A 10,308-nucleotide genomic window follows, 5' to 3' on the forward strand; every position below is an offset into this window, starting at 1 on the left:
GGAAGATGACCATGAGCACCATGAACACCGTCGGCCGCCCGACCGCCCCGAACGCCGTGACTTCGAAGCCTGCGACCCTGACCGGCGCGCGCGGCCTGCTGCAGGACGAGCACCTGATCTTCGAGAGCGACGGCTGGGGCAAGACCGGCGTCGATCTGGCCGAGCCCAAGATCGACGGCTCGGATCTGGGCGATCTCGTTCGCCGCGACCCGATCGGCCTGCCGGGCCTGTCCGAGCCCGAGACCATGCGCCACTATGTGCGTCTGAGCCAAAAGAACCACGCCATCGACCTGGCCATCTATCCGCTGGGCTCGTGCACGATGAAGCACAACCCGCGTCTGAACGAGAAGATGGCGCGTCTGCCGGGCTTCTCGGACATCCACCCGCTGCAGCCGCAGTCGACGGTGCAGGGCGCGCTGGAGCTGATGGACGCCCTGTCCCATTGGCTGACGACCCTGACCGGCATGCCTGCGGTCGCCCTGTCGCCCAAGGCGGGCGCGCATGGCGAGCTGTGTGGCCTGATGGCCATCCGCGCGGCGCATGAGGCCTCGGGCGAGCATGAGGCGCGCCGCAAGGTTCTGGTGCCCACCTCGGCCCACGGCACCAACCCGGCCACCGCCGCCTTCGTCGGCTATAGCGTCGTCGAGGTCGCCCAGACCGACGACGGCCGCGTGGACGTCGCCGACCTGGCCGCCAAGCTGGGGCCGGACGTGGCGGCCATCATGGTCACCAACCCCAACACCTGCGGCCTGTTCGAGCGCGACATCCTGGAGATCAGCCGCCTGACGCACGAAGCGGGCGCCTACTTCTATTGCGACGGCGCCAACTTCAACGCCATCGTGGGCCGGGTTCGCCCTGGCGACCTGGGCGTCGACGCCATGCACATCAACCTGCACAAGACCTTCTCCACGCCCCACGGCGGCGGCGGGCCGGGCGCGGGTCCGGTGGTGCTGTCGGCGGCCCTGGCCCCCTTTGCGCCCGCCCCTTGGGTCGTGAACACCGGCGACGGCTTCAAGCTGGTCGAGCGTGAGGAAGACGAGGCCGCCCAGGCCTTCGGCCGTCTGTGCGCCTTCCAGGGCCAGATGGGCATGTATGTCCGCGCCCTCAGCTACATGATGAGCCACGGCTCGGACGGCCTGCGTCAGGTGGCCGAGGACGCGGTGCTGAACGCCAACTACATCAAGGCTCGCCTGGGCGACCTGATGAGCGCGGCCTTCCCCGACGGCCCCTGCATGCACGAGGCCCTGTTCGACGACGAATGGCTGAAAGGCACGGACATCACCACGCTCGACTTCGCCAAGGCGATGATCGACGAGGGTTTCCACCCCATGACCATGTATTTCCCCCTGGTCGTCCACGGCGCCATGCTGATCGAGCCCACCGAGACGGAGTCGAAGCAGGAGCTGGATCGCTTTATCCACGCCATGCGGTTGCTGGCGGAAGCGGCCAAAGCGGGTGATGTGGACCGCTTCAAGGGCGCGCCCTTCCATGCGCCGCTGAAGCGCCTGGATGAGACCCGCGCCGCCCGTTCGCCGATCCTGCGCTGGACGGCGCCTGAAGGCACGAACATCGCCGCAGAATAGCCGGTCGCCAGGTTCCGCGTTCGCCCAAGGAGGCGGCGCGGGGCAGGGGGCAGGCCCACGCTCTGTGTCTATTCGGACACGGGCGATGGCCGAGTGTGCGGGCTTACAAATCCTTCACCCGTCTGCCTTGGTTCAGCCGCCGAAGCAGATTGTAAACACCCTTGTGGCAAGGTCGCCACGGTAGGGGTCAATCGCCCTTGCCGTGGACCCGGAACGATCCGGGGGCGTTGTCCAGAACAGACTGCATACCCACCTCGGCGACCTGATGACTTTCGCGAACCCTCTTTCCGATCTCCAGCCCGGCGCGCTCGGCAATCTGCTTCAGATGATGAAGCGGAGCGCCATGCTGATTGTCGGGTTGTTGGTGATCGTGGCGGGCATTCTGATCGCGCCGCTGCCCGGTCCGGGCGGGATTCCGGTCATCGCCCTGGGTCTGATCCTGGTGCTGCGCAGCTCCTATTGGGCCAAGCGGCAGTTCATCCGCGCCCAGTACGCCCGTCCGCGCTATGTCTATCCGTTCCGTCGCCTGCTGCGTAAGAACCCGGAAATCGCGCCGGTCTTCTGGCAACAGGCTCTGCGGGCCGAAAAGGTGGTGCTGAAGCGGACCCACCGTCGCCTGGCGCGGCTGCGTCGCAGCATCCGTCGCACGAAGCGTCGCTTCTTCGGCTGAACCCATGTTTTCGCACTGCGTCATCGCGGTTGCGAAGCACGGCAATGTGAACCCAAGATAGCATTACAATCGCCGGACAGGCGTATGCTCCTCCCTGCGTTATCGGAAGCGAAGACAGCGTTGGGAGGCGCTATCGTTATGATGTCACGCGTAAAAAAGGGCATGATCGCCGGACTGGCCGCTACTGTGGTGGTCTCGGTGCTTGAGGCGGTCAATCTGTTGGGTGGACCCTGGTTCACCTCATTCCCCAGTATCGTCGCCTTCATGATCGGCATGGAGGGCAATCTGGCCGTGGGCTGGATCGCTCACATCCTGATGGGCACGCTGGTGCTCGGCTCTCTGTTTGGCATCCTGTGCCCACGGTTGCCGACCGATACCTGGGCCACAAAGGGCATCGCCTTCGCGGTAGGCGCCTTCGTCCTGCTGATGACGGGGATCTTCCTGTTCGGAGATCCGTCGGTCTTCGCCGGCAGCGATGGCTTCGGCACCATCGCCTGGCTGCTGATCACCAACGTCGTCTTCGGCCTGGTGATGGGCAACGTCTATGGCGGCCTGGTCGATCGCGAGAAGCGTGCGGCCAAGGCCATGGCGGCGGGCACCATCCCGGCGCACTGACAGCAAAAAGCCCCGCCGGAGAACCGGCGGGGCTTTGGTCGTCCTTGCGAAGGTCGACGTGACTAGTTGAGCCGCGCGCCGATCTGGCTGATTGCGGCGTCGAGCAGTGGATCGCTCTTCTGACCCGAAACGCGGGCGGTCAGGATTTGTTCGGCGGCGCGAACGGCCAGGTCTGCAGCAGCGGCCTGGACCTCTGCGGTCGCCTGTTGCTCGGCCTGGGCGATGCGACGCTCGGCAACGGCCTGACGGCGAGCCAGGGTCTCTTCCAGCTTGGCCTTGGCGTCGGCTTCCATGATGCGCGCGTCAGCTTCGGCGGCGCGCAGCATTTCTGCGGCCTGGGCTTCGGCCTCGGCCTTTTCCTTGCGGATCTGGGCCAGCAGGGCCTCGGCCTCGGCGCGCAGGCGAGCGGCCTCGTCGAGTTCGGACTGGATCTTGCTGGCCTTGGCGTCCAGCGCCCCGGCGACCAGCTTGGGCACGCCGGCGACGACCAGGATACCGAAGAAGATCGCCAGACCGACGGCGACCCACAGCTCGGGATTGTCGAGCGCGTAGAGGTGGGGGTTGAAGAATTCCATCATGCGGCTCCGGCGGTGCGGGCGGTGGTCGCCACGGCGGCGACAGCGGCGTCGGCCTCGGCCTGGGTCGGGGCGACGCCGGTCAGGCGCTCGACGATGGCGCGAACCGTGTCGGCGCCGATCGAGGAAACGTTCACCATGGCGGCGTCGCGGGTCTTGGCGATGGCGGCTTCGGCCTCGGAGATGCGGGCGTTGACCGAGGCTTCTTCCTCGGCGCTGCGGCGGGCGGTCTCGTCGGTGATGCGGGCCTTCGCGGCGGCCGATGCAGCGCGGGAATCAGCGCGGGCCTTTTCCACCTCGGCCTTTGCGGCGGCGGCCTGTTCGGCGGCTTCAGCCTGGACCTGGCGGGCGGTTGCGATGGCGCTGGAGATGGAGGTCTCGCGCTCGCCCATGACCCGGCGGATACGCGGGGCGAAGACCTTGCCGATCAGCAGGTAGAGAACGAAGAAGAGAACCAGCAGATAGACGATCTGGCCAGCCCACACCGTGGTGTCGAACTGGGGCAGGCCGCCGGATGCAGCCTCACCGTGGCCTGCGGCCTCGGTCGTGGCGTGCGTCTCGCCATGAATGTCGGTGGGTACGGGAGCGACCATGGTGTCCGTCTGCGAAATTTCAGCAAAGAGGCGACACCCCGGTCAGGGGGCGTCGCCGCTGGGGAGCAACTAAAGAATTAGCTGTTCAGGATCAGGATGCCGAGCACGAAGGCCAGGATGCCCAGGGCTTCGGCCAGAGCCGCGCCCACGAACAGGTTACCGACTTGCGAGCCGGCGGCCGACGGGTTGCGCAGCGCGCCGTTCAGGAAGTTGGCGAAGATGTTGCCCACGCCGATGGCGGAGCCGATCATGCCGAGGGTGGCCAGGCCGGCGCCGATGTATTTTGCGGCTTCAGCGTCCATGATTCTATTCCTAGTTTTCTGAGGGTTCAGGGTTGGGTTGAAAGGACTGGGACGGGCCTTAGTGGCCGTGGCCCAGGTTGACCACATCATTGAGGTAGATGGCGGCCAGAACGGCGAACACGAAGGCCTGCAGGAAGGCCACGAGGAACTCCAGGGCGGTCAGGGCCACAACCCCGACCATCGACAGGGCCGCGATCGGCAGGGCGAACAGGCCCAGGCTCTCGCCCGTGACGGCCATGGCGCCGAGGCTGACGACGAAGCCTGCGAAGATCTTCAGCGCGACGTGGCCGCCCAGCATGTTGCCGAACAGACGAAGGGCCAGGGTGACCGGACGCAGCAGGAAGGACAGGAACTCGATCGCGCCGACGACGGGGCGCAGCAGCAGAGGGGCGGCGGACGGCCAGAACAGGCCAAAGAAGCCCAGGCCATGCTTGCCGATGCCGATGATGACGACCAGCAGGATGGTGATCAGGGCGAAGGTGCCGGTGACGGCCAGTTGCGACGTCGCCGTGAACGACAGGAACATGCCCAGCAGGTTCATCGCCAGGATCAGGCAGAACAGGCTGAACACGAACGGGAAATACTTACGGCCCTCGTGACCGATAATGGAGTCGGTGACGCCATCGATCATGCCGAACATCTGCTCGCCAGCGGCCTGAAGCCTGCCGGGAACGACCTTGGCGCCCGAGGTGGCGAGTTGCAGGAACAGGACGATCACGACGAAGGCGATGCTCATCGCCAGGTGCGAGTTCGTGAACGCGATTTGCTGCGTGCCGATGACAGGCAGGGTCACTGTGCCGAAATCGACAATCGGCGTAACCTGGAACTGGTGGAGCGGATCGGCCATGCGTTCAGTCTTCTTCTTCGTCGTCGAAGGGAACCGACTTGGGCTCCACTCCGCTTGCCTTAGCCTGGGCCGTGATCCGTTGCGCGGTCCGCCAGGCCATCCAAATCGAGATGGCGAAGCCCAGAAGGACCCCGCCGATCAGACCCCACGGGTTTGTGCCCAGGAGCTTGTCCACTACGAACCCTAGCGCCAGGCCCACAAATACGCCGCCCAGCAGGTCGGCGATGATCCGCCAAGCCTGACTGGCCGCTGCCTGTCCCGCCGCGTCTTGAGAAACCTCGCGAGCGGTGCGCGCCTCCAGAGCGGATGCGCTTTCGGTGAGGCGTTTGATCGCCTCTTCGCGCGATTCCGTAGGCTGGGACATGGGTTGTGTGCTCAGCGCCCCGACTTTTTCCGCAAAAAGCGAAGGGCCGGAACGGGTCTGAATTCGGCGCGGAACCTATAGGCGAGGGGGGGTTTGGTCAAGGTGCGCCTTTTTAGCTCTAAAGCTATGTTCGCAAACATGATTTCGTCATTTGGGGGTAGGCGTGACGAAGCGACGCTGCAACAGTTCGTGTTCGCGCACGAATAAGGCCGCCGGTCGGGCGACCGGCGGCCTTTGTGGCGCTCAAGGCGAAACCTGCAGCCGGGTCAGGTGATCCGTTTGGCCGAAACCGGGTCGCTGGCGGGGAAGGTCTCTTCGACGCCTTCGTCAATCAAGGCTTCCTGGCGGTCCTCAGCCTTGCGATCCGCCTCTTTCAATTGGTCAGGCTTGCCGGTCTCCGGCGTCGCGCGACGGGCGTGGGGGGTCTCAACGTCGCAATCTTCCTTGATCTTGGCGTGGTCGTTCATCGCGTTTCCTCCTCCGCTGTTTCGTTGTCTCCGTCCGGGCCGTAGCCCAGGCCCGCTATGTCGTCGTCAGACAGGCGTTTGGCTTCCCAGTGGGCTGCACTGGCCTGGGCGCCCTTCACGTCTTCGAGCAGGCCAGCATAGACCAGCTCAACCTCGCCTTCGCTGCGGCCGCCATCGCTCTCGGTGTCAATCTGGTTCAGACGCAGGCCGTCCTCGCCGTACTGAGCGTCTGCGTCCGGCTCTACGCCCTCGGCGCCCAGCTCGCCGTCCAGATCGAGGTCGTCCTCATCGAACTCCTCCTCGTCGCCGTCGCCATCGGCGCGGGTGACGTCCAGAACTTCCGGCAGGTCCTCGAAGGTCTTGAACTCGTTGGTGACGCCGCCGGTCTCACTGGGATCGAAATTGTCCTCGTCAAAGACTTCGGACTGGTCCTGATCGTCGGGGCTGTTGTCGATATCGGGCATGAAGGCCTCCCTGTTCGAAGACCCAACGTGCCGGTGCAGACGCGTGTTCCGTCGGCAAGCCGGCTCAGCGCGCCGAAATATCAGCCTCTGAGGGCGACTTGCTGATCGAGCGCCTCTCGGATCTCCGCCATGGCGCGGGGCCAACCGTCAAAGCTGCCGGTGCCGAACATCCGTACCCGCGGATAGAAGGGGTAATGATCTGTCGACAGCAGATGCCAGTCGTCGGGCGCGTAGATCAGCCAGGTCCGAGCTCCGGTCGCCGCAGCAATATTGACCCCTGCGATACCGGGACCGACCACCAGATCCAGCGCGCTGGACAGGGCTGCGAGGTCCTCGAGATCATTGCGCAGGTCGATGGGCGGGGTCCAGATCGTGGCCCCCGCAGCCTTGGCCGCCGCCATATCCTCATCAATATCGCCGCATTGCAGATTGACCATCAGGCACCCGGGCGTCTTCAACACGGGCTCCCAGGCGGTGAGCCCGGCGAAATACCGCGCTCGCGGTCCGGTCAGCAGGGAGCTTTTCCAGTGCAGTCCGACCTTGAAGCCGGGCCCGAGTTTCTCCAGCTCGGCCTTCCAGTAATCGACCTTGGCCGCGTCCGGCGCGAGGTAGCCTTCGCGGTCGGGAAAGGCTGACAGGTCGGTGCGATACACGGCCAGAAGGCTGGCCATCGGCGTCCAGAAGTCCAGTTGGCCTTCCCGGGCGGCGATCTCATCCACAAAGGGGGCCAGTCGGGCCAACCGGCCCTTGGGGCGGCCCGTCAGGTGTCCCCCGATCACCGCGCTCGGAAAACTGCGCTGGAACATGGCCACCAAGCGCGGCTCCACGGCGACATAGACCTGACCTTCTGGGCCGACCGCATCGATGATGTCCTGAAGGGCTCCGCCAAAGACCATCTCGTCGGCGATGCCCTGCTCGCCGACGACGAGCAGCCGCTTGCCGGCGATGTCCTGCGTCTGCGGATCCCAGCGGGGGCAGTCGATCACGAACCGCATGGCCTTGGGCATGGCGGGGTCCAGCCGTGCTTCGTAGGCTTCGAAGCCTTCCTTGAGCCGACCCAGAGCCATCAACGCCATGGCGCGGGCCATCTGCATCATCGCCCGCTCGTAATCGGTCTCGGCGCCCGGGATTGCGGCCTCCAGATCTTCCAGGGCCCCCGCTTCGTCGCCCATGGCCTGTCGGGCGTTGGCGCGGTTGTGCTGAGCCTTGGCCAGGCCGGGGTCGAGACGCAGAGCCTCGTCGAAAAAGACCAGGCTCTCCTTCATTCGTCCCTGATCTGAGAGCACGGCCCCCAGGGTGTTCCAGAGGATCGAACTTCCAGGCTCGATCTGGAGCATGGTCTTGAGCGTATCGACGGCCTCGTCGTACCGCTCCTGATCGCGATAGACGCAGGCGAGGTTGTTCGTCGCTTCGAGGTGTCCAGGTTCGACCGAGAGAAACCTCTGGATCAGCTTTTCCGCGATTTCGGTCATGCCGAGGCGCAGGGCCAAACGACCGAGGTCGTGGGTGATGAGCGCGTTGTCGGGCGACAGCTTCAGGGCGGCTTCATAGGAAGACAGGGCCTGGGTCAGGGCTCCGCTCTTTTCCTGGCAGATGGCCAGGATGTGCCAGGCTGGACCGTTTGCGGGGTCCATCTTGAGCACCTGCAAGGTTCGCCGGACGCCCGCCTCGTAGTCCCCCTGGCGAATCGCGGCCATCGCCGTCTTGAGCCGGTCGTTCGCCTTGCGTTGGCCGGCGCTCTGGCCAGCGCCGGCGAGGGCCTTGGCCAGGCGGCTGATGGCGGCGGGCGACGCCGCGTCGCCGGCTTCGGTTCCCAGGGACGGGCGAGGCATTCCGATCGTCGAAGAGACAGGGTCGTGATCGAAAGCGGCGGCTGCGGTCATCGTGGGCGGCTCGAACAAATCCAGAGACCGACAAACTGCCCGCGGGATCACAAGAGACGGTTAACCACGGCTGTTTAACCTGCGTTGGTCCCGGTCCTTCTATGGATGCGACGCGGGCCGATGGAGACCTCGCTCAGATGCCCTTGAAGCTGTCGCTCAAACCCGGCGAAAAATTCGTTCTGAATGGCGCTGTCGTTCAGAACGGCGATCGCCGTGGCGTGCTGATCCTGCAGAACAAGGCCAGTGTCCTGCGCGAGAAGGACATCATGCAGCTGAGTGACGTCAACAGCCCGGCCAAGCGGATCTATTTCCCGGTCATGATGATGTACCTGGACGAGACTTCGGCGCCGAAAGTCTATGACGAGTTCGTGCTGCGCCTGTCGGAGTTCATGGGCGCGATCCGCAATCCCGACGTGCTGATCGACTGCGTCGCGGTGTCCAAGCACGTACTGGCCCGCGAATATTACAAGGCGCTGATGACGGCGCGAAAACTGGTTGAATACGAAGAGCAAAGGCTGGGGCATGCTTCAGGCGTACAAACAGGCGGCGACGCGCAATGAGTCTCCGCGTGAGCTGGAATACCGCCTGTTCGGCCAGGTCACCCGCGCGCTGATGCACGCGGCCACGGTCGATCGTTCCGACATCAAGACGCGAATCGACGCCCTGGACTGGAACCGCCGGCTTTGGTCGGTCTTGTCGACCGACTGTTCGGATGCCGACAACGCCATGGCTGCGCCTCTGCGGGCTCAGATCATTTCGATCAGCCTGTTCGTGAACCGGCACTCGTCGGACATCATGCGTGGCGACGGGGATTTCGAGACCCTGATCGACATCAATCGCTCGATCATGCAGGGCCTGTCCGGCGGGATGTCCCAGGCGGCGGCCTGAGGCGGCCGGTCGCCAGCGGTAAACTATCCGCGAGCGGCATTGGCGAAACGCGCGAAGCGGTCCTACCTTCAACGTCCTGTTCAACAGTCGAAAGGAGGTGATCAAGTGATCTCATTGTCCCAAACCCGTACGGTGACCCAAGCTTGGTCCTCCCACGAGGTCCGGGCCTGATCCTTTCAGGCTGCTAAGGTCAGGCCGTATACGGTCAGACAATGAGGGCCGTCGGGGCAACCCGGCGGCCCTTTTTGTGCGCTGGCTCTAGCCGAAAAGGCGGGAAATCCACCCGAGGAGATGCTCGCCGATTTCGACGACCGTCTTCCATATGAGCAGCAGGTAGCCGCCTGTGACCGCTGAAAAGAACAGGCCGACCAAAACGGCGACGCCATCCTTCTGCATCACGCCCAGCGCGAAGAAAATAAGGGCCAGGCCGGGCAGCATGTCGCCCAGCGGAACCGGCATGGCCATGATGACGGCCAGAAGGACGCAAAGTATGCCGATTATGACTTCGCTGATCGGACCCGTGAACAGGGTCAGGCGGGGTCGGGTGAGGCTTTCGACCGCGCGCAGCAGCCGGATGAAATTCAGACCTCGGGGTCTGCGGCGAACGGCGCGACGAACCCGTGGGGCAAAGATATATTGGGGCGCGTTTGGCCCCGCGCCGACCTTGATCTTCCGTGTCAGAACCCAGCGCCGCAGCCAGGCGGGCGCCGCAAAGGGCGTCGAGATCAAACCTGCGTACGCCGGCCGGCTGAGCGACGCCTTGAGCGCCCATCGCGGCATCCAGACCTCGTTGCGCTGAAACGCCAGTTCCACCGACATCAGGATGATGGGAATGGCGAATATCGCCTTGCCGCCTGGAGGCCAGGGGAACAGGGCCATCAGGGAGAACACGAGGATCAGTGCGCCCAGACCCCGGTCGCCGAAAGCCTCGACGACCTCGTTCATCGACAGGGTGGGCTCATCGGACACGCCAAGGTCCTCTAGCACCTGGGAAAAGGTGCGATGCAGAGGCGGCGGGGTTTCGATCAGGGACATGCGGAGGTCTGGCTGGCCGCCA

General features: G+C 64.8%; 14 protein-coding genes. 5 read left to right on the forward strand and 9 right to left on the reverse strand.

The features are described 5' to 3' along the window. The first annotated feature begins 11 nt into the window (after positions 1-11). From gcvPB to ACO05L_RS07090, 3 genes are all read left to right on the forward strand, one after another. A complete protein-coding gene (gene gcvPB / locus ACO05L_RS07080; RefSeq protein WP_421731458.1) occupies positions 12-1,583 on the forward strand; it encodes an aminomethyl-transferring glycine dehydrogenase subunit GcvPB in 1,572 nt (523 codons plus the stop codon). 265 nt (positions 1,584-1,848) lie between these two features. After that, positions 1,849-2,253 (forward strand): PGPGW domain-containing protein, encoded by a 405-nt coding sequence (locus tag ACO05L_RS07085; RefSeq protein WP_421731459.1) that lies wholly within the window; start codon positions 1,849-1,851, stop codon positions 2,251-2,253. Positions 2,254-2,415: 162 nt separating this feature from the next. After that, complete coding sequence (locus tag ACO05L_RS07090) at positions 2,416-2,868, forward strand: DUF6789 family protein (protein WP_421731460.1); 453 nt, start codon at positions 2,416-2,418, stop codon at positions 2,866-2,868. A gap of 62 nt (positions 2,869-2,930) precedes the next feature. Here the strand turns inward: ACO05L_RS07090 and ACO05L_RS07095 are convergent, their stop codons facing one another. The 8 genes from ACO05L_RS07095 to ACO05L_RS07130 all read right to left on the reverse strand — a co-directional run bounded on the left by ACO05L_RS07095 (position 2,931) and on the right by ACO05L_RS07130 (position 8,363). Then, positions 2,931-3,446, reverse strand: a complete 516-nt coding sequence (locus ACO05L_RS07095; protein ID WP_421731461.1) for a F0F1 ATP synthase subunit B — start codon at positions 3,444-3,446, stop codon at positions 2,931-2,933. Beyond that, entirely contained in the window at positions 3,443-4,036 is a 594-nt protein-coding gene (locus ACO05L_RS07100; RefSeq protein WP_421731462.1) for a hypothetical protein, read from the reverse strand. The genes ACO05L_RS07095 and ACO05L_RS07100 overlap by 4 nt, the downstream gene beginning before the upstream one ends. Before the next feature lie 77 nt (positions 4,037-4,113). Continuing rightward, a complete protein-coding gene (locus tag ACO05L_RS07105; protein WP_421731463.1) occupies positions 4,114-4,338 on the reverse strand; it encodes a F0F1 ATP synthase subunit C in 225 nt (74 codons plus the stop codon). A gap of 58 nt (positions 4,339-4,396) precedes the next feature. Beyond that, the gene (locus ACO05L_RS07110; RefSeq protein ID WP_421731464.1) at positions 4,397-5,185 is read right to left on the reverse strand and encodes a F0F1 ATP synthase subunit A; all 789 of its coding nucleotides are present in this window, start codon (positions 5,183-5,185) and stop codon (positions 4,397-4,399) included. A gap of 4 nt (positions 5,186-5,189) precedes the next feature. Further along, complete coding sequence (locus ACO05L_RS07115; protein ID WP_421731465.1) at positions 5,190-5,549, reverse strand: AtpZ/AtpI family protein; 360 nt, start codon at positions 5,547-5,549, stop codon at positions 5,190-5,192. 266 nt (positions 5,550-5,815) lie between these two features. Then, entirely contained in the window at positions 5,816-6,016 is a 201-nt protein-coding gene (locus tag ACO05L_RS07120; RefSeq protein WP_421731466.1) for a hypothetical protein, read from the reverse strand. Then, the gene (locus ACO05L_RS07125; protein WP_421731467.1) at positions 6,013-6,480 is read right to left on the reverse strand and encodes a hypothetical protein; all 468 of its coding nucleotides are present in this window, start codon (positions 6,478-6,480) and stop codon (positions 6,013-6,015) included. The genes ACO05L_RS07120 and ACO05L_RS07125 overlap by 4 nt, the downstream gene beginning before the upstream one ends. 80 nt (positions 6,481-6,560) lie before the next feature. Next, positions 6,561-8,363, reverse strand: coding sequence for a tetratricopeptide repeat protein (locus ACO05L_RS07130; protein WP_421731468.1), 1,803 nt, complete (start codon positions 8,361-8,363; stop codon positions 6,561-6,563). A 137-nt stretch (positions 8,364-8,500) separates the two neighbouring features. Here ACO05L_RS07130 and flbT point away from each other — a divergent pair, with 137 nt between their 5' ends. Next, positions 8,501-8,923 carry a flagellar biosynthesis repressor FlbT gene (gene flbT / locus ACO05L_RS07135; RefSeq protein ID WP_421731469.1) on the forward strand — a complete coding sequence of 141 codons (423 nt, stop codon included), beginning with the start codon at positions 8,501-8,503 and terminating at the stop codon, positions 8,921-8,923. Then, positions 8,886-9,251, forward strand: a complete 366-nt coding sequence (flaF, locus tag ACO05L_RS07140; protein WP_421731470.1) for a flagellar biosynthesis regulator FlaF — start codon at positions 8,886-8,888, stop codon at positions 9,249-9,251. The genes flbT and flaF overlap by 38 nt, the downstream gene beginning before the upstream one ends. Before the next feature lie 258 nt (positions 9,252-9,509). Here the strand turns inward: flaF and ACO05L_RS07145 are convergent, their stop codons facing one another. After that, the gene (locus ACO05L_RS07145; RefSeq protein ID WP_421731471.1) at positions 9,510-10,286 is read right to left on the reverse strand and encodes an exopolysaccharide biosynthesis protein; all 777 of its coding nucleotides are present in this window, start codon (positions 10,284-10,286) and stop codon (positions 9,510-9,512) included. Positions 10,287-10,308: the final 22 nt, after the last annotated feature.

The organism is Brevundimonas sp. (assembly GCF_965227765.1).
In the GTDB taxonomy this organism is placed as follows: Bacteria; Pseudomonadota; Alphaproteobacteria; order Caulobacterales; family Caulobacteraceae; genus Brevundimonas.

Excerpts from the sequence above, each read along its gene's own strand:
- gcvPB (WP_421731458.1), top strand. The coding sequence starts at position 12 with ATGAGCACCATGAACACCGTCGGCCGCCCGACCGCCCCGAACGCCGTG.
- ACO05L_RS07085 (WP_421731459.1), top strand. The coding sequence starts at position 1,849 with ATGACTTTCGCGAACCCTCTTTCCGATCTCCAGCCCGGCGCGCTCGGC.
- ACO05L_RS07090 (WP_421731460.1), top strand. The coding sequence starts at position 2,416 with ATGATCGCCGGACTGGCCGCTACTGTGGTGGTCTCGGTGCTTGAGGCG.
- ACO05L_RS07095 (WP_421731461.1), bottom strand. The coding sequence starts at position 3,446 with ATGATGGAATTCTTCAACCCCCACCTCTACGCGCTCGACAATCCCGAG.
- ACO05L_RS07100 (WP_421731462.1), bottom strand. The coding sequence starts at position 4,036 with ATGGTCGCTCCCGTACCCACCGACATTCATGGCGAGACGCACGCCACG.
- ACO05L_RS07105 (WP_421731463.1), bottom strand. The coding sequence starts at position 4,338 with ATGGACGCTGAAGCCGCAAAATACATCGGCGCCGGCCTGGCCACCCTC.
- ACO05L_RS07110 (WP_421731464.1), bottom strand. The coding sequence starts at position 5,185 with ATGGCCGATCCGCTCCACCAGTTCCAGGTTACGCCGATTGTCGATTTC.
- ACO05L_RS07115 (WP_421731465.1), bottom strand. The coding sequence starts at position 5,549 with ATGTCCCAGCCTACGGAATCGCGCGAAGAGGCGATCAAACGCCTCACC.
- ACO05L_RS07120 (WP_421731466.1), bottom strand. The coding sequence starts at position 6,016 with ATGAACGACCACGCCAAGATCAAGGAAGATTGCGACGTTGAGACCCCC.
- ACO05L_RS07125 (WP_421731467.1), bottom strand. The coding sequence starts at position 6,480 with ATGCCCGATATCGACAACAGCCCCGACGATCAGGACCAGTCCGAAGTC.
- ACO05L_RS07130 (WP_421731468.1), bottom strand. The coding sequence starts at position 8,363 with ATGACCGCAGCCGCCGCTTTCGATCACGACCCTGTCTCTTCGACGATC.
- flbT (WP_421731469.1), top strand. The coding sequence starts at position 8,501 with ATGCCCTTGAAGCTGTCGCTCAAACCCGGCGAAAAATTCGTTCTGAAT.
- flaF (WP_421731470.1), top strand. The coding sequence starts at position 8,886 with ATGCTTCAGGCGTACAAACAGGCGGCGACGCGCAATGAGTCTCCGCGT.
- ACO05L_RS07145 (WP_421731471.1), bottom strand. The coding sequence starts at position 10,286 with ATGTCCCTGATCGAAACCCCGCCGCCTCTGCATCGCACCTTTTCCCAG.